The sequence below is a fragment of the Pseudoalteromonas sp. JC28 genome, from assembly GCF_013319255.1.
GTDB lineage: Bacteria > Pseudomonadota > Gammaproteobacteria > Enterobacterales > Alteromonadaceae > Pseudoalteromonas.
Window position 1 is genome coordinate 328,862 of sequence record NZ_QOKX01000005.1, and the last position, 24,859, is coordinate 353,720.

The window sequence follows — 24,859 nt, forward strand, 5'->3', positions numbered from 1 at the left end:
CATGTTTGAATTTTTCTGGCACTTAGGCTCATTTATTCTTGCTTTAGGGATTTTAGTTACCGTTCATGAATATGGCCATTTTTGGGTTGCCAGAAAAGCCGGCGTTAAGGTCTTACGTTTTTCTATCGGTTTTGGTAAGCCTTTAGTTAAGTGGTATGACAAACACCAAACCGAATACGTTATCGCCGCAATTCCACTTGGTGGTTATGTCAAAATGCTCGATGAACGTGTCGACGATGTGCCAGAGCAGGAGCGCCACCTTGCCTTCAATAATAAGCCAGTACTTTCTCGTATCGCTGTGGTAGCTGCAGGCCCCATTGCGAACTTTTTGTTTGCCATTGTCGCGTTAGCGGCAATGTATATGGTAGGGGTTCAATCAGTAAAACCCGTCGTTGGAGCTGTGACACCAACCAGTATCGCGGCGGATGCAGGGTTTCAATCAGGCGACCACATCATTGCACTGAATGATGAGTTAGTGCACTCATGGCAAGACGTTACGTTTGAATTGATGGCGCATTTAGGTGAACCATCACTGGTTGCCAAAGTACAAGATGAAAAGGGGAGCTTAGCAATTCGCACGCTACGTTTGAGTGACTGGAAGCTGGAAAAGCAGGACGAAGCGCCGCTGACCTCAGTCGGCATTACGCCATATAGGCCGCCGCTGACGCTGCAGCTCGGTTATATTGAAGAAGGTGCGGCTGCCGACAAAGGTGGCTTACAAGTAGAAGACACGCTAGTTGCGATAAATGGTGACAAATTGGCGTCGTGGCAACAGCTGGTGAGCCGAGTTCAAAAATCGGCAAATCAAGCCATAAGCATTGATATTCTGCGCGATGGGCAGCCACAAACCCTAACGGTAACCCCTCGGGCAAAAACGTCATCAGAAGGTGTCGTACAAGGCTACTTGGGCGTTGTGCCTGTGATGGAAAAATGGCCAAATGGTTATATTGAAACTAGACAATATGGCATCCTAGATAGTATGGTGCTTGGCATTCGTAAAACTTACGACTTGATTGCCTTAAGTTTCGACATGATCGGCAACTTAATCACGGGCCAAGTCTCGGTAAAAAACTTAAGCGGGCCTGTGGGGATCGCGGTTAGTGCCGGAAATAGTGTTAGTTACGGGTTAGTTGCATTTTTAGGCTTCTTAGCGCTTATCAGCGTGAATTTAGGAGTTTTTAACTTATTACCGCTCCCTGTCCTAGATGGTGGGCATTTAATGTATTACTTAATTGAACTAATTCGCAGAAAACCAGTCTCTGAAAAGACACAAGAGTTTGGGTTTAAGATTGGAGCAGCGCTTCTTCTTGCCTTAACGTTTTTTGCACTATTTAATGATGTTTCTCGGCTTTAAGCCGTGCGGTGCTAAAAAGTGCACATTATATGCAGTTTAAATGTTTGCATTTTTGTTCAAGCATACAACGGATAACATAATACAAAGGCTGTAACGTTTGAATGTTGTGATGTAGTGGGCCTTAGCGTATCGCGCCAAAATTGTTGTAAAGGATAAAGATAATAAAATGCCTATAAAAAAACACATTGCAGTAACCAGTTTACTGGGCGCTAGTTTTGCTGCCTTAGGGCAAAACTCCTTTATCGTAGAAGATTTAAAAGTAGAAGGGCTGCAGCGCGTTGCACTAGGTGCTGCATTGACACATATTCCGATCAACGTTGGTGACAATGTCGATCAGTTTACTATTTCACGCACAATCAAGGCGTTGTATAAGTCTGGCCACTTTGACAACATTGCGGTATTCCGTGATGGTAATCAGATTATTTTTAAGGTTAAAGAACGTCCAACTATCAGCTCAATCGAATTTGATGGCAACAAAGACATCAAAGACGAGCAGCTAAATGAGAGTTTAGAACAGCAAAATATTCGCCAAGGTGAGCCGTTAGACAGAACGGTACTCGATAGTATCGAAAAAGGCTTAACGGAATTCTTCCACAGTATTGGTAAATACAATGCTAAGGTTGAGGTGAGCATTGTAGAATTGCCACGTAACCGTGTGAAGTTGATGCTGAAGTTTGAAGAGGGTGATGCTGCTTCTGTACGTCAAATTAACCTTGTTGGTAATGAACTGTTCTCGGACGAAGAACTTCTTAACCTAATTGAATCTCAGCAGGACTTGCCGTGGTGGCGCTTCCTCTCTAATGACCGTTATCAAAAACAAACTATTGAAGGCGATTTAGAAAAGATCCGCAGTTTTTACCTAGACCGTGGTTATTTACGTTTTAACATCGATTCAACGCAAGTTTCAGTAAGCCCAGAACGTGAATCAGTTTATGTTACGGCAAACATCACCGAAGGTGAAAAGTATACCGTTAAAGGATTTGATTTCATTGGTGACTTACTAGGCCGTGAAGACTTAATTAAAGGTATTGTGCCACTTCGCGCTGGTGAGCTTTACAACGGCTCAGTTGTAACGGCGACGGAAGACTTCATTAAGAGTTATTTGGCGCGCTTTGGATATGCTAACGCTGAAGTGCGAACAGTCCCTGAAATTGATGACGAAAATAAAGAAGTACAACTAACGCTATCGGTAGACCCTGGTAAGCGTGTGTATGTGCGTCGAATCGTAGTGAATGGTAACCAGAATACAGCGGATGAAGTGTTACGTCGTGAAATGACGCAGCTTGAAGGTGCATGGTTGTCTAACCAAAACTTAGAGCGTTCTAAGCTTCAAATTCAACGTTTGCCATATATGGAATCGGTAGAGTTTGAAGTCAAGCCAATTCCAGGGGTTGAAGATCAGGTTGATGTTGACTTTAAAGTAAAAGAGCAACCTGCAGGCAGTTTCCAAGCGGGTGTTGCTTATGGTTCATATGCGGGCCTTCAGTTTAACATCGGTGTCAGTGAGTCTAACTTCTTGGGGTCAGGTAACCAAGTTGCGTTCAATATCAACACTTCGCGTGGTTCAGAGCGTTATAGTGTATCTTATACCGATCCGTACTTTACACCTGATGGTGTGTCGCAAGGCAGCAGTATCTTCTATAGTAAGTTCGATGCAAGTGAGTTTGGGATTGTAGATTATAAATCGACGAGCTACGGTATCGGCACTAACTTTGGTTTCCCAATCAATGCGATAAACCGTGTTAACTTTGGTATTCGTTGGATTGAAGAAAGCCTTTCGCAAATTTCAGACTTTGAGCAAACACGCGTACTTCGTGAGAGCTTCTTAAACGAAAGCGATCCAAACGCAGATTATGACTTTACCAAATATGAGTTAAGCGCAGGTTGGTCACGTGTAACGGTTAACCGTGGTATGTTCCCAACCGCAGGTTCTCGTCAAAGCTTGAACTTAAGTATTACTACACCAAACTCAGATCTTAATTTCTTCAAGATTAATTACGATTCACGTTTTTACTGGCCAATCAGTAACGACCATCGTTGGGTATTCTCAGCGAGAGCGGGCTTAGGTTATGGTAACGGTTATGGCGAGACCAATGGCTTTGAGCAAGTATTGCCATTCCAAGAGTTCTTCCGTATTTCAGAGCAAGAGCTGCGAGGCTTTGACCGAAACACGATCCTACCTCGAGCGGTACAGCGTGCGCCTAAGTGTATTCCGGGTACACCTAAACCAGATGGTACATCAGGTAGCTGTATTGGCGGCGATCAGCAATTCGATACGCTAAACCTAGGTGGCCGTATCGGTGGTAACGCAAAAGCACTAGCAGGTTTAGAGCTTATTGTACCAACGCCATTCCTAGACGAAGATAATACCAGTTCTGTAAGAACCAGCTTCTTCGTTGATGCGGCAAACGTTTGGGATACCGAGTTTGATGTAGATCGCTATAACAACTTGACGGAAGATCAATACAATCTACTTTCTGATTTCTCTGATCCATCAAGGTTCAGAGTATCAACGGGTTTATCGATTCAGTGGATCTCGCCAATGGGTCCAATGCTGATCAGTTTCGCTTACCCACTCAAAAAAGAAGAAGAAGACGATACGAAGACGATCAGCTTCAATATCAGTAATACATTCTAAGGAGTTTTATTGTGAAAAAATTTATTAAATCATCAACACTAGCCATGACAGCAGCACTAATGATGGGTGCTTCAGGTAGCGCGCTTGCACACAAAGTCGGCATCGTAGACATGCAGGAAGTGTATAAGCAAATTCCACAAATGGCGAAAATTGAACAAACGCTACAAGCTGAGTTTGCTGAGCGTCGTCAAGAGCTTGAAAAAATTCAAGGTGACATTCGTTTCGAAGCTGAAAAATTTAAGCGCGAAGCGACGACTATGAGTGAAGAGCAAAAAGAAGCGCTTCGTGAAAAAATCCAAGGAATGCAAAAGACACTTGCTGAAAAAGGTCGTCCACTAGAGCAAGAAATTAAAGTTCGTCAAAACCAAGAGCTTGCTAAAGTACAAAAGCTAATCGTAGATGCGATTGAGTCTGTTGCTAAAAAAGGTAAGTTTGATGAAGTTAAAGTAAAAGATACGACAATTTACTTCAATCCTGATAAAGTAGCTGACCTTTCTGAAGAAGTGGTAAAAGCGGTTAGCAATAAGTAATGACAAAACTTCACACCTTATCTCAACTTGCTGAGTTTCTAGGTGCTCAGCTGCAAGGTGATGGCGATAAATCAATTCGAAATATCGCCACTCTCGCACAGGCAAAAGACGAGCAAATCGCGTTTTTAGCCAACAGCAAATACCGTGGTCAGCTTGAAAGCACGACTGCGGGGGCCGTGATCTTGAGTGAAAAAGACGCGGATTATTTTGCGGGTAATAAACTCATTATCGCAGATCCCTATGTAGCCTATGCAAAACTTGCACAGAAGCTAGACTCAACACCTAGCGCAGCATCAGGAGTTCATCGTACAGCAGTTATCTCTGATACCGCGACGCTTGGCGAAAATGTCAGTGTGGGTGCGAATGCTGTAATTGAAGATGGCGCTGTGATTGGTGATGATGTTGAGATAGGGCCAGGCTGTTTCATTGGAAAACATGCCAAAATAGGCGCAAAGACTAAACTCTGGGCAAACGTGACTATCTATCATGAAGTACAGATAGGCGAGCAATGTCTATTCCAGTCTGGTGCCGTAATAGGAAGTGATGGTTTTGGCTACGCCAACGAGAAAGGCGAGTGGGTTAAAATCCCTCAAGTTGGCACCGTAATTATTGGCGACCGTGTCGAAGTTGGCGCGAGTACCTCTATTGATAGAGGTGCGCTAGAAGACACCATTATTCATAGCAACGTCATTTTAGATAACCAGATCCAAATTGCCCATAACGTCGAAGTTGGTTACGGTACAGCCATCGCAGGCTGCACGGTATTAGCGGGCAGTGTTAAGATCGGCAAGTACTGCCAAATTGGCGGCATGACAGCAATCAATGGTCACAACGAAATTTGTGATGGGGTTGTCATTACTGGTATGAGCATGGTTACTAAAGGAATTACTGAGCCAGGGATCTATTCTTCTGGTTTACCTCACCAAACGAATAAAGAGTGGCGTAAGTCTATTGCACACTTACGCAATTTATCTGACTTTAAGTCGCGCCTGAAGGCACTTGAGCTGCTGACAGCACAGCTTAAAGATACTGATGTAGAATAAGGAAGCTATTTTGGCTAACGAATTAAACAGCTTTGATATCCAAGAGATTTTAAAACTTCTTCCGCACCGCTACCCAATGTTGCTTGTTGACAAAGTGGTAGACTTTAAGCCTGGCGAATATCTTCACGCGATTAAAAACGTGACGATTAATGAGCCTATTTTCACGGGTCACTTCCCAGAGCAACCTATTTTCCCAGGTGTGTTGATCCTAGAAGCGATGGCACAGGCAACTGGTTTACTTGGTTTTAAAACGGTCGAGAATCGCAGCGAGAATGAACTATACTTATTTGCAGCGATTGACAATGCACGTTTCAAACAACCTGTTCTACCGGGTGACACGATGCATTTGCACGTTAAGTTCGAAAAAGAACGCCGTAATATCTGGAAATTCAGTGCTGAAGCTAAAGTAGAGGGCAAAACTGTGTGTTCAGCTGAAATTATGTGTGCTAGAAGAGAGTTTTAATGGCTATTCATCCTACCGCAATTATCGAATCAGGCGCGCGTCTAGGCGAGAATGTTTCTGTAGGCCCTTATAGTTATATTGGCAATGACGTGGTCATTGGCGATAACTGTAAGATTGAATCACATGTTGTGATCAAAGGCCCATCTGAAATTGGTTCAGGCAATCACATTTTCCAATTCGCGTCAGTAGGGGAAGCCTGCCAAGATAAAAAGTACAAGGATGAACCAACCAAGCTAATTATTGGTGATAACAACGTTATTCGTGAGTGTGCGACCATCCATCGTGGCACAATTCAAGACGAAGGGATCACTCGAATTGGTAGCAACAATTTATTTATGGCATACACCCATGTGGCACACGATGCGGTTATTGGCAGCAATGTGATTTTCGCTAACAATGCAAGTGTAGCCGGACATGTACATATTGGTGACTGGGTTATCCTTGCGGGTAATTCTGGTGTACATCAATTTTGTAAAGTGGGTTCACATGCCTTTATTGGTATGTACTCGGGTGTGAACCAAGACGTGCCGCCATTTGTTACAACGACTGGCACGCCAGCGAGACCCGTTGCAATTAATACTGAAGGCTTAAAGCGTCGCGGCTTTGAGTCTGATGAAATCATGGCAACAAGACGCGCATACAAAACGTTGTTCCGTAAGGGGTTGCGTTTAGAAGATGCGTTAGAAGCGCTAAAAGAAGAGGCTTCTGAGTTCGCAGCAGTTCAACAAATGATTGATTTTATTGCGACTTCTAATCGTGGTTTGATCCGCTAAACTTGAACCGCAATACAGGTTATACTTACGCCATACATTTTGTATGGCGTTTTTTTATACTGAAAAATAACAATGGCTAACGAAAAAAATATCACCATTGGCGTGGTCGCAGGAGAGTTATCGGGCGATATACTCGGAGCAGGCCTCATAAACGCGCTAAAACTTCATTACCCCAATGCCAATTTTGTCGGGATCGGTGGTCCTAAAATGCAACAAGCTGGTTGTAAAAGCCTGTTTGACATGGATGAACTGGCTGTTATGGGACTAGTCGAAGTGCTTGGTCGCTTACCTCGCTTGCTAAAAATTAAAAAGCAATTGGTGAATTACTTTATTGATAATCCACCCGATGTATTCATCGGTATCGATGCGCCGGATTTTAATTTGCGTGTTGAAAAACCGTTGAAAGCGGCTGGGGTTAAAACCATTCAGTATGTAAGCCCAAGTGTGTGGGCGTGGCGTCAAAAGCGCATCCATAAAATTGCTGAAGCGACTAACCTAGTGCTGTCTTTGCTGCCATTCGAAAAAGCCTTTTATGATAAACATGAAGTGCCTTGTACATTTGTGGGTCACACGCTGGCGGATGAAATTCCACTTGAGCCGGATACCGCAGGTGCGCGTGCACAGCTGAGCTTAAGTCAAGATGATACGGTTTTAGCACTGCTTCCTGGTAGCCGGGGCTCTGAAGTTGGCTTATTGAGTCGCACTTACCTTGCCACTGCAAAAAAACTAGTCGATAAAATTCCCGACTTAAAAATCGTCGTGCCTTTGGTAAACGAAAAGCGCAGAGCGCAGTTTTTGGAAGCCTTGAAGGAAGTTGCGCCGGAATTGAACCCGATTATGCTTGACGGCCAGTCAGCACTGGCAATGCAAGCTGCGGATAGCGTTTTACTGGCCTCGGGTACAGCCACACTTGAGGCGATGCTATATAAAAAGCCAATGGTGGTAGGGTATAAGCTAAATCCTAAGAGTTATTGGATTTTTAATACCTTTTTTACCTTTAACATCAAATACTTTGCTTTGCCGAATTTATTGGCTGACGCACCACTTGTGCCTGAATTTTTACAGGCAGAATGTAATCCTGACGCACTCGCTGATGCACTTTTCCCGATGTTAAAGGGCAATAATAGTAAGCTTGTTAGAAAGTTTTACGAGATACATGAGAACATTCGCCTAAATGCCAGCAAACAAGCCGCTCAGGCTGTAATGGAGTTAATAGATGCAAATTGAACGTCCTGATGTGCAGTATATTGCAGGCGTTGACGAGGTAGGACGTGGCCCGTTGGTGGGTGACGTTGTGACCGCTGCCGTTATTTTAGACCCAACCAAACCAATAGTAGGGTTAACCGACTCAAAAAAACTGTCAGAGAAAAAGCGCATTGCATTGGCAGAAGAAATAAAAGAAAAGGCATTATGTTACTGCATTGCGAGAGCATCAGTTGCAGAAATTGACGACCTGAATATTCTTCACGCAACGATGTTGGCGATGACACGCGCAGTTGAAGGGTTGGAAATTCAACCAAATCATGTATTTGTTGATGGAAATCGTTTACCTAAGCTAAGTGTTGCGGCAACCGCAGTTGTAAAAGGGGATAGCCTAGTTGCCGAGATAAGTGCAGCATCCATATTGGCGAAAGTCACCCGAGACAATGAGATGTTAGCACTCGATGCGGAATATCCAGAGTTTGGTTTTGCAGGCCACAAAGGTTATCCAACCAAAGCCCATTTTGCCGCACTCGAAGCACATGGTGTTACTCCGCATCACCGTACAAGCTTTAAGCCTGTGCAACGAATTTTGGCCGAGAAGGAGTAAACATGCCAGCCCCGCAATTTGTCCATTTGCGTGTACACAGTGACTTCTCAATGGTGGATGGTCTAGCAAAGACCAAACCAATTGTGGCTAGAGCCGAAGAGCTTGCAATGCCTGCGCTTGCCATCACCGATCAAATGAACTTATGTGGTTTGGTGCGTTTTTATGGTGGCGCACACGGGGCAGGGATAAAGCCAATAATTGGTGCGGATTTCTGGCTCAAGTCAGATCAGTTTCCTGATGAACCAAGCCGAATTCTCGTTCTCGCCAAGAACAATCAAGGGTATAAAAACCTCACCTTGTTGATCTCCGATGCCTATCTTCGTGGTCATGTATTCCATCGTCCTGTTATTGATAAAGAATGGCTCGCCAAATACAAAGAAGGGCTGATCCTTATCTCCGGCGCGAAAGATGGCGATTTAGGTAAAGCTATCTTAAAAGGCAATCCTAAGCTAATTGAAGAAACGCTGGCGTTTTACGAGCAACATTTTAGCGATCATTTTTATATTGAGCTGCAACGCACAGCACGTGCACAAGAAGAAGAATATCTCCATGGTGCTGTGGAGGTCGCGGCTGCGCGTAATATACCCGTCGTTGCGACGAATGAAGTGGTGTTTTTACACGAAAAAGACTTTGATGCCCACGAAATTCGTGTTGCTATTCACGACGGCTATACATTAGAAGACAAAAATCGACCAAAACGCTTTTCTAAAGAGCAATATTTAAAGACTTCTGAGCAAATGCAAGCGCTCTTTAGTGACATTCCAGAAGCTTTAGAAAACACCGTAGAAATCGCCAAACGCTGTAACGTGACGGTACAGCTTGGCACCTACTTCCTACCAGATTATCCAACGGGCGATCTGGCGATTGAAGATTTCTTGGTAAAAGTGTCGCGAGATGGCCTAGAAGAACGGTTGCAGTTCTTATTTCCTGATGAAAATGATCGCAAAGAAAAGCGTGGTGAATATGACGACCGTCTGCAGGTTGAACTCGATGTTATCAACCAAATGGGATTCCCTGGTTACTTCTTAATCGTAATGGAGTTCATTCAGTGGAGTAAGGATAACGGCATCCCTGTAGGTCCTGGTCGTGGTTCCGGTGCCGGCTCTTTGGTGGCATATGCGCTTAAGATCACAGATCTTGACCCACTTGAATTCGATCTTCTATTCGAACGATTCCTTAACCCCGAGCGGGTTTCGATGCCAGACTTTGACGTCGACTTCTGTATGGATAGACGAGACGAGGTAATTGATCACGTTGCTAAACTGTACGGTCGAGACGCCGTATCTCAGATCATCACCTTTGGTACGATGGCGGCAAAAGCGGTAATTCGAGACGTTGGTCGTGTGCTTGGTCACCCTTATGGCTTCGTAGATAGGATCTCTAAGCTTGTACCTGGCGACCCTGGGATGACACTTGCCAAAGCGTTTGATGTTGAACCTCGCCTGCCTGAAGCTTACGATAGCGATGAAGAAGTTCGTGAACTGATTGATAAATGTCGTATTCTTGAAGGCTGTACGCGTAACGCAGGTAAACACGCCGGTGGTGTTGTTATCTCGCCTACCACCATTACCGACTTTGCAGCGCTGTATTGCGATGAAGAAGGTAAATTCCCAGTTACCCAGTTTGATAAGAATGACGTAGAAACTGCAGGTCTGGTTAAGTTTGACTTCCTCGGTCTAAGAACGCTAACCATTTTGCAATGGGCGCTCGACATGGCGAACGAACGCCTTGGTAGAGAAAGTCGTGAGCCGATTGATATCGCTGCGATCCCATTGGATGACCCTGCAAGTTTTAAAGTGTTATTAGACGCACAAACAACTGCGGTATTCCAGCTGGAATCTCGTGGTATGAAAGACTTGATCCGTCGCTTGAAGCCAGACTGTTTCGAAGACATGATCGCACTGGTTGCGCTATTCCGTCCGGGTCCTTTGCAATCAGGCATGGTAGATAACTTTATCGACCGTAAGCATGGTCGTGAAGAAGTATCGTATCCAGACGCACAATACCAGCATGAAAGTCTACAACCCATACTGGAGCCAACCTACGGGATCATCCTATATCAAGAACAGGTAATGCAGATAGCGCAGGTGCTTGCCGGTTATAGTCTAGGTGGCGCTGACTTACTTCGTCGTGCGATGGGTAAGAAAAAGCCTGAAGAAATGGCGAAGCAACGTGCAACGTTCGAAGATGGTGCCAAAGATAATGGCGTCGAAGGCGAACTTGCCATGAAAATCTTCGACTTGGTAGAAAAGTTCGCGGGTTACGGCTTTAACAAATCACACTCCGCAGCCTACGCGTTAGTGTCGTACCAAACGCTATGGATGAAGACCCATTTCCCTGCCGAGTTTATGGCGGCAGTAATGTCAGCGGATATGGATAACACCGACAAAATCGTAACCTTGGTAGATGAATGCGAAAACATGAAGTTGACGCTGCTACCACCAGACGTGAATGCCGGTGTCTACAAATTTGCTGTAAATCTTCAAGGTGAGATCGTCTATGGTTTAGGTGCGATAAAAGGCGTAGGTGAAGGCCCCGTTGAAGCGATCCTTGAAGCGCGAGCCCAAGGGAGAGAATTTAAAGATTTATTCGACTTCTGTGCGCGAGTTGATTTAAAGCGTCTAAATAAACGCGTGATTGAAAAGCTCATTTACGCAGGAGCGCTTGATAAGCTTGGTCCTGACAGAGATCAGCCTGGGCGCGCGACTTTACTGGCAAGCTTAAAAGATGCCATGAAGTCGGCAGAGCAGCATCACAAAGCCGAATCACTTGGACAGAGCGACTTATTTGGTTTGCTAGCAGTTGAGCCTGAGGAGGTTGAGCAAGCCTTTATCAAAGCCACGCCGCTCAGCGATAAAGAATGGTTAAATGGGGAAAAAGAAACCTTAGGCCTTTATCTAACAGGCCACCCAATTAACCAATATCGTAAAGAATTAAAATATTATACCTCTGGCAAGTTAGTTGACTTACAACCCGGTAATCGTGATACGGTAGCAACCGCGGCGGGACTGGTTATCAATGCTCGTACCTTGATAAACAAAAAAGGAGCGCGTTGGGGGCTTATCACTTTAGATGACAAAAGTGCCCGAATTGATGTACGCTTATTTCCTGAACAGTTTGAAATGTACCAAGAAATGCTGCAAATTAACCAAATCTTGGTAATATCTGGACAGGTCAGCTTTGATAACTTCTCTGGTGGCATTACAATGACCGCAAGAGAAATCTCTACCATTGCTCAGGCGCGAGAAAAGCGTATTAGTGCAATAAAAATGACGCTAAATATGGCTCAAATTGACGCGAACTTCTTTGATAATTTCAAAAAAGTGCTAGAACCATACAAATTTGGAACGTGTCCGGTAAAAATTAAATATCAGCGTCCTGATGCATTAGCAGAGTTAACATTAGGAACACAATGGTGTGTGACGCCAAGTGATGAGCTTTTAACTCGTTTATCACTGTTGGCGGCGCAGGAATTAGAATTAGAATTTAACTAAACAGGTAGTTTAGAGCATGAGCCTCAATTATCTTGAATTTGAACTTCCAATCGCTGAATTGGAAGCAAAAATCAAAGAATTACAAAACGTAAGCCGCTCTGGCGATTTAGATCTTAGCCTTGAAGAAGAGATAAGCCGCTTAAAAGACAAAAATGTTGAGCTAACCAAGAAAATTTTCGATGGTTTAGGTACTTGGCAAGTGTCTCAATTAGCGCGTCATCCGCTTCGTCCATATACTCGCGATTATATTGAACGCATTTTTACCGAGTTTGACGAGTTCGCAGGCGACCGTACTTTTGCTAACGATCCGGCTATTCTTGGTGGTGTTGCACGTCTTGACGACAAGCCAGTAATGATTATCGGTCAGCAAAAAGGTCGTGATACGGCTGAAAAAATCAAACGTAATTTTGGTATGCCAAAGCCAGAAGGTTACCGTAAAGCATTACGCTTAATGGAAATGGCTGAACGCTTTAAGATGCCAATCATTACCTTTATCGACACTCCGGGAGCTTACCCGGGTGTAGGTGCTGAAGAGCGCGGTCAAAGTGAAGCGATTGCACGTAACCTTAAGGTGATGGCAGCGCTCAAAGTGCCAACCATTTGTACTGTGATCGGTGAAGGCGGCTCTGGTGGCGCATTGGCTATTGGGGTAGGTGACAGAGTAAACATGCTGCAATACAGCACGTATTCGGTAATTTCACCTGAAGGGTGTGCTTCTATTCTTTGGAAGAGTGCAGACAAAGCTTCACTTGCAGCAGAAGCAATGGGTGTATCAGCTTCTCGCGTAAAAGAGTTAGACCTTATCAATAACATCATCGAAGAGCCGCTAGGTGGCGCACACCGCAATTACGATGCGATGGCGAAAAACCTGAAAGTGCAGCTTAAACGTGACTTGGCTGATCTTGAAGCGCTAAGCACTGAAGAGATGTTAGATCAGCGTTATAAGCGTCTGATGTCATTTGGTTATTGTTAATACGGGTTCTGCTCGTATTGATATCAATGCTAATTTAAGTTAAAAAGCCGCTATTGAGCGGCTTTTTTTATTGATTGTAGAAAACATGATTAATAGTCGGGTTTACCAACAAGTAGAGTCAAGTTTAAAGGTATTGAGTTCCAGCCTTGACGCCAAAGGGTTGTGTATTGCTTTATCTGGTGGTGTGGATTCGGTTGTGTTGCTCCATCTTTGTCGAGAATATGCAAACAAGCATAACGTTATACTCCAAGCGGTTTATGTTAATCATGGCTTGTCACAGCACGCTACGCAGTGGCAGCAGTTTTGTAAATCGCTTTGTGAAACACTCAATGTTCCCTTTGTTGCAAAACAGGTTGCTATTACTCGGAAAACCCGTACTAGCCTTGAAGCGCAAGCACGCGAAGCTCGCTATCAAGCTTTAGATGACGCGGCCAAAGCCGGTTTTGCAATCGTACTTGGGCAACATGCCGATGACCAAGTAGAAACTTTCTTACTGAGATTAAAGCGCGGCTCGGGATTACTCGGGCTTGGAGCGATGAGAGCGACTGCTCAGCTGCCATCTGGGCGCTATTGTATTCGTCCGTTACTTGCCGTTAGTCGCAGTGACATTGAAGCATTTGCACAGCAGTTTGGCCTTGAGCATATTACTGATGAGTCCAACGCCGACGATGTGTTTGACCGTAACTTTTTACGCAATCAGGTGATCCCGCTACTTACCTCTCGATTCAATGGTTTTGTAGGTAACACACTGCGCAGTATTGATATTCTACAGCACCAACAAGCCATAATTGATGAGGTGAGTGAAGAAGACTTGCAAAAGTGTCGTTGTCGGATGGCGCTAAATATCACGGCTTTACAACGGCTCTCTTGTGCAAGAAGAGATAATGTTATCAGACTGTGGCTATCAAAGCAGGGCATAGAGATGCCGAGTCACAAACAGCTAGATGAAATCGTACAACAGGCGTTTTTATCGCGCCAGGACAGTCAACTTGAAATTCGTTTTAAGCAAGGCGCAGTGAGGCGCTATCGTGACGCACTTTATTGGATAACGAAAACTAGCCAAAAGCATGACATTGAGACCGTTAACTTCAACGAACTCAGCGGGCAAAGTACACCTGTGGCTTTACAAACTGGCAAGGGGATCCGCAAACCTTTCACGGACGAAATCGTTAGCATTCGCTACGGCAGACTTAAAGATAAAATCAAACCACAGAGCAAACCTGGCTCTAATACCTTGAAACATTGGCTAAAAGATTTACACATTCCAAGCTGGGAGCGTGATTCTATTGCGGTTGTTTATTACAATGATACACCGGTTGCGGTGAACGGACTGTTTGTGAGTGCCGATCACGCAGAAGACAATGGCATTATTTGGGTAGTAAAAGATGACTGAAAGTAAAAAGATTGGCCAACAGTTAGCGCAAAAGGCACCTTATGCGGTGGTGTTCACTGCGGTGGTGTTTATTGTACTTTTTATGTCGAGTGAAGTGGTGTGGCTAAACCAAGTATTTGCTTCCGCATCAGGCATTATCAGTATCGTGTTTTTACTTCTGTATTGGCATGGTAAGGGTGGAATGTATTTTATTCTTGGCTTACTTGCGCCAATGCTTGCGGTGATGTTTTCAGAGTTACCCGATTTCCTTGCGCTTGCATGGGTAATAAATGGATTTTTTAACGGCGCGGCACTTGCCCTGATGGCCTACCTATACTTAGGAAAAGGTGCTCAGCGTTAACGCATAACACTGAGCAAAAGGGGAAGTGGTTTTTTTATACTGCGCGAGCGCAGTTTCGTCCGGCTGCTTTGGCGCGGTATAAGCCGCTATCCGAACGAGCAAATATGTTGTCGGCAGTATCATGGCTCGATGCCAGCGTAAAGCCAATGCTCGTGGTCACCGTATATTTAGCCAACATGCTCGACTTTCTTACGGCTTCCATAATTCTTTCTGCAATTACCTTGTTGGTTGTAAACGCAGGATCGTCAATTAAAATGGCGAACTCATCACCACCGAATCTAAATACCGAATCAGTTGCGCGCGTTGAGGTTTGCAAAATACGTGAAAACTCAACCAACACTTCATCACCGGCTTTATGACCATGAACATCATTCACCTGCTTAAAGTTGTCTAAATCTAAAAGCATTAGGCTAAAATTACGATGTTGACGACGGCAACGCTCGAGTTTCTCTTCTAAATTGTCAGTAAATTGACTGCGATTATAAAGTCCTGTTAGAGAGTCCTTAGTTGCTAATTGCAATACACGGTTGTACATCAAGGCATTACGCATTGGGTAAATTAAACAGGCGTGTAATTTTGACAATTTTGCCTTGATCGCTTCACTAAATGGAAACTCACTGAAATACACCAGCTGTCCTAAGTGCTCTTTTTCTAGCTCAAGATCAAACGTACTAGCCAGAAATTGGCTATCGCTGTCCTTCATCTGAAAGACACCAAGGCTACAATGGAACTGGAGCCCCGAAATTTTTGAAATTCTTGCCACATGCTCCGCGTAAATAGTCAACAGCTCTTCAATGTTGAGTGTTGTCTGAAGTTTGTCGACTAATCGCGCGTAGTGTTCACCGCCTTGCGTACTATACTGTTCAGAATTGAACGGCAAGTAATCGCCTCTGGTCGGCAATCTCTGTGTCAAAATATGGACATTTTCCATATTTCTTCCCCTTAAATACAACAATACATGATTAATATGCGAACTTTGTGCCAAAAATTTAAACTGGCTTAAAAACAAACGCTTGCTATATTTAAGAGAAAGAAAAAGAAATCCACCTTTATTCCCCGTCAATTTTTTCGCTCAGGAGGCAGATTGCAAAGTATCTTCGCGCAGGTTTTTGCCTTGCTGTTATGTGCAGTGATTTTAGTCTGGTCCTTTAAGCGGATTGGCTTGCCGCCTATTCTGGCTTATTTGCTCACTGGAGTCATTGCAGGCAGTCACGGCATTGGATGGATGAGTGACAGCCAAGAAATCCACTTTATGGCCGAGCTTGGGATCGTGTTTTTACTGTTCAGTTTAGGGCTTGAATTTTCCGTGCCAAAATTAATGGCAATGCGAAACGTAGTATTCGGTTTAGGGAGTTTGCAGGTCATCGTTACCACGATCATTGGTATGTTTGTGTTGCGTTTTATGCAATATGAGTGGGTGGGTGCATTTGTGATTGCAAGCCTCATTGCACTTTCTTCTACGGCGGTTGTGGTTAAGCTGTTAAAGGAGCTGGGGATGCTCAACACACGTCATGGTCAGCTCGGTATTGGCATGTTGTTATTCCAAGATATTGCCGTTGTGCCGCTGCTCATCGCGTTTCCGCTTATTTCCTCTGCGAGTAATTCAGAGCTGGCGTCAGCGCTACTTTTTGCATTTGCTAAGGGTGCGGTTGTGTGTCTGGTTTTATGGGCAGTAGGTAAGTGGTTACTACCTAAAATATTTAACGAAATCGCATTAGTAAGAACAGATGAGCTCTTTGTTTTATCTACTTTAGTTGTTGCCCTGTGCGCGGGTTCGCTCACTTATGCCTTCGGACTTTCAATGGCGCTCGGCGCATTTTTAGCGGGCATGATGTTAGGGGAAAGCCAATATCGGCATCAGCTTGAGGCAGAAATTAGACCGTTTCGAGATATTCTAATGGGACTCTTTTTTGTCACAGTGGGTATGCAACTAGATATTCCTTATGTGCTCGACCAATTTATTTATATTGTTGCAGCACTTGGCGCTGTGCTTGTGATCAAAGTGTTGATCATCGTTGGCGTTGCGCAGTTAATGGGAGAGCGTAAAAAAGACGCTTGGGGCGCTGGTATTTTGATCTGGCAAATGGGGGAATTTGGCTTTGTATTGGTTGCTCTTGCCAGTAAACATCAATTATTAGACAAGAATGAAGTGTCCTTCTTTATCACGCTTGGCGTGTTGTCTATGGCGTTAACGCCTTATCTTATTAGTAAAACCGCGCATATTCTCAATATCTTGGGAATAGAAAAAGACTGGCAACCCGAAGCGCCAAGTGGTTATAACGCGGCTGATTTAAAAAATCATGTTGTGATTTTTGGCTACGCGCGTGTTGGTCAAACTATCGCACGATTTTTACGTCCAGAGGCTATTCCATATATTGCGGTAGAGCGCAACCCGCAAATTGTACAAGACGCACAAATTGCGGGTGAGCCCGTGTTATTTGGTCATGCGGCACAAAAAACGCTGTTAAAGTCAGCAAATATTGATAAAGCGCGCTTGGTTATCATTACCTTTGATGACTTTGAACAGACGCAGGTGGTTGTTGACGCCATTCGTCGGCGTACCCACGAAGTGAAGATCTTGGTACGCATGAAAGATGACAGCTACATGGAGCAATTAAAAGCCATGGGCGTCGCAGAAGTTGTGCCAGAAACTTTAGAAGCAAGTTTGATGCTGGTTTCTCATGTGTTGTACATGTCTGGTGTGCCAATGCGCAGAATTTTTCGTCGCGTCAGTAAAGAGCGAGAAAATCGTTATCCGTATTTACATGGTTTTTTTGCTGGAGACAGCAGTGATCTGCATGAAGTCACAGGTGAGCGGTTAGAATATCTGCATGCCATTGCTTTGCCTGACCATGCATTTGCCGTTAACAAATCGATTGCTGAGCTTGAGCTCAACGTTAAGCGCGTTGATATTACTGCGTTAAGGCGTGACGGCGAAGAAATTGCTCAACCAGATGAGCAAACCGTTTTACGCGTTAATGATGTTTTGCTGTTAAAGGGGAAACCCCGCCGCGTTGAACGTGCGGAGCAGTTTTTACTCGATGGCCTACCGTAATAACGTTTCTTAAATTTATGCTTTTTTTAACAGATCGCCGCGTAAAGCGTCTCCTACAACACGGAGTAGGCCTGCGTTCTTGCTCTATCTATGTGCCTTGATCATCAGGTGTATTAAATGACACGATATGCTTTTGTAACAAATGCATTTGAGTAAACAAAAAGGTTTCACCGTTAAAATCTGCCAAGTAACGGCTGTTACTGGGTACCTCTGCAAGGCGTTGATATATCCCAGTACTGAGATGATAAGACCATAGCTGGTTGTCGTTGTTTACGCCGTACAATATACCATCTTTATAAACGGCAAATGGCTGCGCTAACTGAGCGCGTAACGCATTGATCTCAGTCGGTATAGGATCTGTGTTTGTGTTAACAAGCCAAAAACGCTGATTCATATCTTGATACAGAAAATGCTCACTATCTACTTGCGTGGCCCAAACTACATTTTCAGAAACAATGAGTGAGGCCTCTTTGGTATCTTTATTAAGAATGTAAAGCCCCGCGTTTCCATTCTCCCTTGCTGTGACCAACAACGTTTTCGGCGTTAGCCACTGCAGGACAGAATCAATAGCAAGCGAATTAGCAATGAGGGTTTTCTCACCATTTAAAGACCAAATAGTGAGTCCTTGTTGTGTTGTGCCCGCTATCTCATTACCCGCAGGAGACCACACAATTCGTTTGCTGATATTGTCTTGCTGTGAATCGGTAAGCTGTGCAACACCTTGGTCATTGTAAAGCCATAATTGCCTTGAACCAGTACGTGTAGATGTAAAAGCAATATGATCACCATGAGGTTGAAACTGAGGGTTGTCTTCCTTCATTGTTGTTCTGGCTATCTTTGCTGCCGCAGCGGTTTGGTGATTTCGTATTTGAGCAAGACTTAAGGTAAAAATATCGGTATCGGCATTTATCTGTGTCGCTAAAATCTGTTTTCCATCAGCTGAAAAAGAAGCCTCTCTTAGATTCTTTCTGCCCCCAGTATCAAGTGCAACCATTCTCCCGTTGGTTTGCAGTTTATAAAGTCCATTAGTCGTCGATGCGAGCAAATACTCGCCGCTTGGATGATAACTGACTTCAATTGGCTGTAATGGTGACAATTCGTGCGGTAGTACTATCTTTGCCGTGATCGTTGGTGTCTTATCGGGATTGTAAATATTCAGGTGATGAGAGTTGTGCTCATCAATACTTACCATTGCGAAAACATTTTGATCTGCAAGATAGTCAAGAGTGTAGTTTTCAAAGTTTGGCATATACTCGGTAGTGCGGCTTTTTTTTGTATTTAAATCAAAAAGGTAGGGCACTACTTGCTTAGGGCGTAAATGAGATAAGTAACTGATCTCGCCGTTTTTCATCCAATTTGCACGCCATATGGGCTTTTCTTGGCAAGCGATAATGGCATGTGGATTTTGTGGTGAGTTGATTGCAGTATCGACATTTAGTGTGTTTAAAGACCAGCAAAAGGGAGACGTCTCTTGAGCCTTGCAATGACTCCGTTCGGTAAAAGTTAGTTGCTTTGCGTCCTGTGACCAACTTGGTTTTCCGTATACGCCCTGGCGAGCGGTTAAACGAGAGGTTTTGTGCGAGACTAGATTTTTTACCCAAAGCTGATTATGGCAATTATCGCTAAAGCGCTGAAAAACAATCCATTGGCCATCAGGTGAGTAGCTGGCATTTGCATCCCATGCGTCACTTGTGGTCATTGGAGTAAAAGTAGGTTGAATAGGTACTCTGGGGGCGGTTTCGGGTGCAATTATAATAGTAAAGAGGTAAGCCGTGATAACTACCACTAGTGCCACCACCCCAAATTTTGCAGCGCGTGGGCGAGATTTTTGAGTCGCTTTATGCGCGCTCGGCTTATCGCTTGTCGACGTAACGGATGCCTCTAAACTATAGCCTTTTTTACTGTGCGTTTTTATAAACTCTAACTCACTATCAGCATATTTGAATACTTGGCGTATTTGGAAGATGCAGCGCTGCAATGTATTGGGAGAAACAACTCTGTCGTGCCAAACGGTGTTAAGTAGTTGCTCAAAGCTCACCACTTCTCTTGGTTGTTTTGCCAATTCACAAAGCACCGCTATTGCTTTAGGAGGGAGCGCATAAGTTTGTTGGTCTATAACAATATGATTGCGGTTTACATCTACAAGGTGCTCTGCAATCAAAAACTGCTTTAATTCCATTTTAAAATTCTTTTTTCAGCGAATTATCAGCGAAAAATCAGCAAACTTTGCTGTTTTATCGCCCTGATTTTTTCTAATGTAACACACTGATAAAAATAAACTAAAAAGGAAAGCCATGCGTTTTATTATTTTGCTATTGTTAATGCTACTTGCAGCATTGAGCAAGGTGTATGGGCAAACATTAGAACAACAAGCCATCACGATTGGGTCTAAAATAACTTTTGCATCTAAGATATTAAGTGAGAATAGGGAGGTCATGGTTTATACGCCAAATGATTATGACCCTAAGAAACAATATCAAGTGTTGTACTTACTCGATGCAGAATTCTTTTTTACCCAAACCGTGGGCATTGTGGAGTCTTTGGTTAGCACTGGAAAAATACCAGCTACCATCGTTGTTGGGTTGAAAACCACGGTGAGAACAAGAGACTACTTACCGCCAATTAACGGTGAGGCTCAAAGTGATAGACAGCGCTGGATTAAAGAGAAGTTTCCTCAATTTGGCAAGACAACCGAGTTTACAGCCTTCTTAACTCAAGAGTTATTTCCTTTCATTGAGTCACAATATTTACTCAAACCTAATCGTACGTTAGTAGGGTATTCCAATGGTGGGATCTACGGACTACACACCTTTCTAAATAAGCCAGAGATATTTACTAATTATCTGCTTATTAGCCCGCCAGGTTGGTGGGGTGAGGAAGAGCTCGATCAGCAGTTTAAAGCACTTAGCAACTCAGCACATGATTTACGTCGCAATCTGTATATTAGTATCGCAGGGGAAGGAGGCGACTTTTACACCAACGGTATGCGAGTTGCGTCAAACCTGAAAGCACTTCGATCAAAAGAAGTAAATTGGCAATTTAGCCTCAAAGAATTGGAAACGCATCAAACTACGTTCTACCCAAGTCTCTATGAAGGACTAACAAAACTTTTTGATGATTTTTATTTTGAGCTTAATGAAGAAGCAGGAAAATATGCGCATATCTCTGATATTGAAGATTATTATCTAAAGCTCTCTAAGCGCTATGAGTTTGATGTGTTAGTGCCAGAGTCTATATACAGAGCACTTGCTGACGCGCAAATCAGCCATAAACGTGTAGACGCTGCATTTGCGACTTTAAATGCATTTGTCACGCGTTATCCCGACTCGTCTTATGCGCATGCAAGCCTAGGCCATGGATATTTAGAGAATAAAGCGTATAACAAGGCGTTGAAAAGCTTTAATCACGCCTTGCAACTTGCGAAAGCACAGCAAGTCGACGACCCGTCAGTATATGATTATTTTGAAAGCATGATAGCCCAAGCAAAAAGCAAAATCGTGCAGTAAGCTATACAGATCGCCGCGTAAAGCGTCTCCTACAACACAAAGTAGGAGCAGGTTCACCCTGCGATCTTGTGCGCTGTTCTGTTTTTGTTGTTACTGCTCGCTGCGTAAAGCGTCTCCTACAACACAAAGTAGGAGCAGGTTTACCCTGCGAGGTTGTGCTCTGTTCTGTTTTTGTTGTTACAGATCGCCGCGTAAAGTGTCTCCTACAACACGGAGTAGGAGCAGGTTCACCCTGCGATCTTTTATGCTTTTACTACCTGTCAAGCTTGCTCAATAAATGCTGCTTAACGGTGGGCCATTCTGAGGCGATAATCGAATACACAACAGTGTCTCTTAGCTCGCTGTTTCTACCGATCTGGTGGCTGCGCAAGATACCATCGAGTTTGGCGCCAAGCCGCTCAATCGCATTGCGAGAGGCATGATTAAAAAAGTGGGTTCTAAATTCAACGGCAATGGCGTCAAAATCTTCAAAAAGTTGCTGTAACAGCAAAAGCTTACACTCCGTGTTAACCGCTGTTCGACGTACTTTATCGCTGTACCAAGTATAGCCAAGCATGGCACGGCGATTAGCTATATCTGCATTGTAATAGCGGGTGGTTCCCACTATTTCGTTGCTGCTATTTAGCCTTACCGCATAGGCAAGGTTGCCTTCAGAACCTTGGCTTATCGCAGTGTTAACATAGCGCTCCATATCCTCTGGATTGGGTACATTGGCATACCAAAGCTTCCAAGCTTCACCATCTTTTACCGCCTGTTGCAGCGCATTAATATGTGTTGCTGATAATGGTTCAAGGGTGACATGGTGTCCTATCAGTGGTTTATCAGTTGGCCACATGCGTTACTACTTCCTTATTTTGAGTATTTTGATGGTATCTTGTTTTGCAAGAGATACAGCTAAATGATTTGCGTCAGTCACAAAAGCCAAGGCCGATATATTGGCTAAGGAATTGGTCAAATCATCAAAAGTTGCGATATGTGTGAGCTTGCCCGTTGCGGTAACGCTAAACTCTGCAATACCAGAGCTACTCTCAGACGCTGCGAACAACCTTTTGCCATCAGGAGCAAGTAACAAGGTGGAGACACCGTTAAGTGGCTTGCCAACTTGGTTTGCATCAATGGTCTGGAGCAATTGATATTGACCATTTTGTTGACGCTCAAAGGCTAAAATGCTGTTACTGCCCGCCGCTGCAACATAAAAAACAGTGAAATCTGAGCTTGCAACCAAGGCTTGTGGTTTACTGAGTGCGAGCAAGTTAGTGTCGTTTTTAACGATGCGCTGTTTAACAGTATAAGTACCTTTTGTCTGTTGCCATAGCGTAATGACATCGCCTTCATAACCTGCAACGATAAGCGCGTTAGCCTCTTTACTTACTAGCACATCCACAGGCCCACCCATATCAGTTTGCTCAGCGCTATCAATAGGGCCTAGCCACGTCACGCTGTTTGTAGGCGTGATCCTAAAAGCAGTGACCGTATTGCTTTTATAACTAGGGATAAATGCATAGCGCTTGTCGCCACTTAAACTAATTTTCCAAGGTGCAAACAAGCTAAAGGTGTCATGAGCTGAGGCATTCTTGGTTGGATCAAACACCACTTTGTAAGACACTTCGTCAGAAAAGGTTTGCACAAGGTTAAACTTACCCGTTTTATCTTTTGCAAACACATTTAATGCACCATCGTAAAAGCTAGTGTTAAGAATGAGATTGCTATTTACGAATACCGCATCGGATGCGCCAGTAAGTAAAAGCGGTTGCGCGTCGCTCGATTGAAAGAGTTGATCTTGGACTAGCTGTTTATTTGCATCAAGCGTAAATGTAACCACTGCGTTATCGTCGCCACTTACTGCAACGGCCTGCGTACCTTGGTGATTAAAACGCAGCTGCCTTGGATTATCTAAGCCGCTAAACCCTGCGGTGTTATTTTGGATGGTTTGAACAACGTCGAACGTTTGGCTGTGTGCGCAAAATGAAATTGACCCAAGTGTGATAAGCATAAGTGCACTTATAGTAGGTTTATACATCTTTACTACCTATTTTTATTATTGTATATCTTACTTGAGTTCCAAAAACTCTCTCATTTCGTCCAAGCGGCTCATGCCGTCTTCAAATCCAAGCTCAATGAGTTTTTGTGTATAAGTACGCTCAAACAGCAAGTAACTCGTTAAACTCGACGGAGAATGCTTTTTAACCCCCATGGTTCTGAGCAACAGCTTGATTGCCAACGGCATATCTTCGTAATAATGATCTGCGACTTCATTAAAATTAACCGTTGGCTTGATGAGCATATGATCTACTCGTCTAAGCTCTTTGTGCTTTTCTCTGGCCGGTAGCAAGCTTACCGTACGGTTGACGCGGTCGAGCCGTTCGATGTCTGAATTTAAGGTATCGCTAAACACACTGTCTAGCAGGTGACCGGCGACCACTGACATTCCCGGAAAATGCGGCTCATAGCCGAGCGGCTGTGGCAGTTTAGGCTGCTCAACACCAATCACAAAGATTTTATCCGCACCTAAATGAATGGCAGGGCTAAGCGGGGAAAGCTGGTGGATAGAGCCATCACCATAGTAATGATGCTTAACGCGCACGCTTGGAAACACCATAGGTATAGCCGAACTTGCCATGAGTAAGTCGAGCGAAATCGTGCCCGGAACACCTTCGCGCTTTGAGCGCTGCCAAGGTTCAGCATTGTTCGCCTGATAAAACGCCACAGATTTACCAGTAGAATAGCTCGAAACCGTAATCGCGATGGCATCAAGATAATGGCGGTGTAGATTGTGATCGATGCGATTTAAATCAAGTACATTGGCCAGCAGCTTTCGAAGCGGCGAGTTATTTAACAAGCTGGCTGGTGGCTGATTAAGGTATTGCGCTTGAAAGCTGCGCATCATATTGGCAAATAAATGGCCGTATGCACCAGTAAACGAGCTTTTGTACACCATGTCGGTGCTAAAGTTCTTCCAAATATATTCCACTTTTTTCACCGCGAGGTGAAAGCAAGATGCGTAACAGGCAATCCCCGCCGAGTTAATTGCACCGGCAGAGGTACCAGTAATGATTTCAAAGGGGAGGGGAGAAGTACGAGGCATACTTTGCGCAAGCGCCTTTAATACCCCAACTTGATAAGCGGCTCTTGCACCACCTCCAGTCAGTAGTAAGGCAATTTTTTTATCACTCGTTCTATGCTTTCTCAAAAGAGGCCATCCTGCTGTTAAATTTGCTTAATTTAAATTTGGTCTTTTTATGCGTTATTTATCTTTGTTGATGTTGTAATGCTTTAGGTGCAAAGAGTTGATAACTCCAGTAAATGCGTTATTTTTAGTAGTAAAGTGCCACTCTGCCCTTAAGCCGCTTTTAGGTTGTATTATTTATTCTAGTTGAACCTAGCTAAAACCCAAGTTGTCTGAGTGCACATACTCGCGCAACATATTAGGCTATTATTTTGAAATTTAAGCACTAAAGCGCTATGGTGGCACAAACAAATTTTAACA

The 24,859-nt window shown here is 44.0% G+C and carries 19 protein-coding genes; 14 read left to right on the top strand and 5 right to left on the bottom strand.

The window, feature by feature from the left end; all coding sequences use genetic code 11:
* The first annotated feature begins 1 nt into the window (after position 1).
* From rseP to DS891_RS13480, 12 genes are all read left to right on the top strand, one after another.
* On the top strand, positions 2–1,354 hold the full coding sequence (rseP, locus tag DS891_RS13425; protein ID WP_174170037.1) for a sigma E protease regulator RseP: 1,353 nt from the start codon (positions 2–4) through the stop codon (positions 1,352–1,354).
* 166 nt (positions 1,355–1,520) lie between these two features.
* Positions 1,521–3,992, top strand: a complete 2,472-nt coding sequence (gene bamA, locus DS891_RS13430; protein WP_010606775.1) for an outer membrane protein assembly factor BamA — start codon at positions 1,521–1,523, stop codon at positions 3,990–3,992.
* Between the two features lie 11 nt (positions 3,993–4,003).
* Entirely contained in the window at positions 4,004–4,522 is a 519-nt protein-coding gene (locus tag DS891_RS13435; RefSeq protein ID WP_102057107.1) for an OmpH family outer membrane protein, read from the top strand.
* Positions 4,522–5,565 (top strand): UDP-3-O-(3-hydroxymyristoyl)glucosamine N-acyltransferase, encoded by a 1,044-nt coding sequence (gene lpxD / locus DS891_RS13440; protein WP_174170038.1) that lies wholly within the window; start codon positions 4,522–4,524, stop codon positions 5,563–5,565. The genes DS891_RS13435 and lpxD overlap by 1 nt, the downstream gene beginning before the upstream one ends.
* A gap of 10 nt (positions 5,566–5,575) precedes the next feature.
* Positions 5,576–6,028 (top strand): 3-hydroxyacyl-ACP dehydratase FabZ, encoded by a 453-nt coding sequence (fabZ, locus tag DS891_RS13445; RefSeq protein WP_010371351.1) that lies wholly within the window; start codon positions 5,576–5,578, stop codon positions 6,026–6,028.
* Positions 6,028–6,801: an acyl-ACP--UDP-N-acetylglucosamine O-acyltransferase gene (lpxA, locus tag DS891_RS13450; RefSeq protein WP_088530226.1), complete on the top strand. Its 774-nt coding sequence runs from the start codon at positions 6,028–6,030 to the stop codon at positions 6,799–6,801. Before fabZ ends, lpxA begins: the two co-directional genes overlap by 1 nt.
* 72 nt (positions 6,802–6,873) lie before the next feature.
* Entirely contained in the window at positions 6,874–8,028 is a 1,155-nt protein-coding gene (gene lpxB / locus DS891_RS13455; protein ID WP_010606779.1) for a lipid-A-disaccharide synthase, read from the top strand.
* Positions 8,018–8,611 (top strand): ribonuclease HII, encoded by a 594-nt coding sequence (gene rnhB, locus DS891_RS13460; protein ID WP_010606780.1) that lies wholly within the window; start codon positions 8,018–8,020, stop codon positions 8,609–8,611. Before lpxB ends, rnhB begins: the two co-directional genes overlap by 11 nt.
* Before the next feature lie 2 nt (positions 8,612–8,613).
* Positions 8,614–12,105, top strand: coding sequence for a DNA polymerase III subunit alpha (gene dnaE, locus DS891_RS13465; protein ID WP_174170039.1), 3,492 nt, complete (start codon positions 8,614–8,616; stop codon positions 12,103–12,105).
* A gap of 16 nt (positions 12,106–12,121) precedes the next feature.
* On the top strand, positions 12,122–13,078 hold the full coding sequence (gene accA, locus DS891_RS13470; RefSeq protein ID WP_010606782.1) for an acetyl-CoA carboxylase carboxyl transferase subunit alpha: 957 nt from the start codon (positions 12,122–12,124) through the stop codon (positions 13,076–13,078).
* A gap of 85 nt (positions 13,079–13,163) precedes the next feature.
* On the top strand, positions 13,164–14,471 hold the full coding sequence (gene tilS / locus DS891_RS13475; RefSeq protein WP_174170040.1) for a tRNA lysidine(34) synthetase TilS: 1,308 nt from the start codon (positions 13,164–13,166) through the stop codon (positions 14,469–14,471).
* Entirely contained in the window at positions 14,464–14,811 is a 348-nt protein-coding gene (locus DS891_RS13480; RefSeq protein ID WP_010606784.1) for a hypothetical protein, read from the top strand. Before tilS ends, DS891_RS13480 begins: the two co-directional genes overlap by 8 nt.
* Positions 14,812–14,845: 34 nt before the next feature.
* Here DS891_RS13480 and DS891_RS13485 read toward each other — a convergent pair whose 3' ends face one another.
* Positions 14,846–15,742 (bottom strand): GGDEF domain-containing protein, encoded by an 897-nt coding sequence (locus DS891_RS13485; RefSeq protein ID WP_010606785.1) that lies wholly within the window; start codon positions 15,740–15,742, stop codon positions 14,846–14,848.
* Between the two features lie 153 nt (positions 15,743–15,895).
* Here DS891_RS13485 and DS891_RS13490 point away from each other — a divergent pair, with 153 nt between their 5' ends.
* Positions 15,896–17,866, top strand: coding sequence for a monovalent cation:proton antiporter-2 (CPA2) family protein (locus tag DS891_RS13490; protein ID WP_174170041.1), 1,971 nt, complete (start codon positions 15,896–15,898; stop codon positions 17,864–17,866).
* Positions 17,867–17,954: 88 nt separating this feature from the next.
* Here the strand turns inward: DS891_RS13490 and DS891_RS13495 are convergent, their stop codons facing one another.
* Positions 17,955–20,045 (bottom strand): winged helix-turn-helix domain-containing protein, encoded by a 2,091-nt coding sequence (locus tag DS891_RS13495; protein WP_174170042.1) that lies wholly within the window; start codon positions 20,043–20,045, stop codon positions 17,955–17,957.
* Between the two features lie 115 nt (positions 20,046–20,160).
* Here DS891_RS13495 and DS891_RS13500 point away from each other — a divergent pair, with 115 nt between their 5' ends.
* On the top strand, positions 20,161–21,372 hold the full coding sequence (locus DS891_RS13500; RefSeq protein WP_174170043.1) for an alpha/beta hydrolase: 1,212 nt from the start codon (positions 20,161–20,163) through the stop codon (positions 21,370–21,372).
* 253 nt (positions 21,373–21,625) lie between these two features.
* Here DS891_RS13500 and DS891_RS13505 read toward each other — a convergent pair whose 3' ends face one another.
* Genes DS891_RS13505 through DS891_RS13515 form a run of 3 tightly spaced genes read right to left on the bottom strand, consistent with a single transcriptional unit; the run spans position 21,626 to position 24,562 of the window.
* Positions 21,626–22,207 (bottom strand): GNAT family N-acetyltransferase, encoded by a 582-nt coding sequence (locus DS891_RS13505; protein ID WP_174170044.1) that lies wholly within the window; start codon positions 22,205–22,207, stop codon positions 21,626–21,628.
* A gap of 6 nt (positions 22,208–22,213) precedes the next feature.
* The gene (locus DS891_RS13510; RefSeq protein ID WP_174170045.1) at positions 22,214–23,392 is read right to left on the bottom strand and encodes a beta-propeller fold lactonase family protein; all 1,179 of its coding nucleotides are present in this window, start codon (positions 23,390–23,392) and stop codon (positions 22,214–22,216) included.
* 30 nt (positions 23,393–23,422) lie between these two features.
* Positions 23,423–24,562 carry a patatin-like phospholipase family protein gene (locus DS891_RS13515; protein WP_010606791.1) on the bottom strand — a complete coding sequence of 380 codons (1,140 nt, stop codon included), beginning with the start codon at positions 24,560–24,562 and terminating at the stop codon, positions 23,423–23,425.
* Positions 24,563–24,859: the final 297 nt, after the last annotated feature.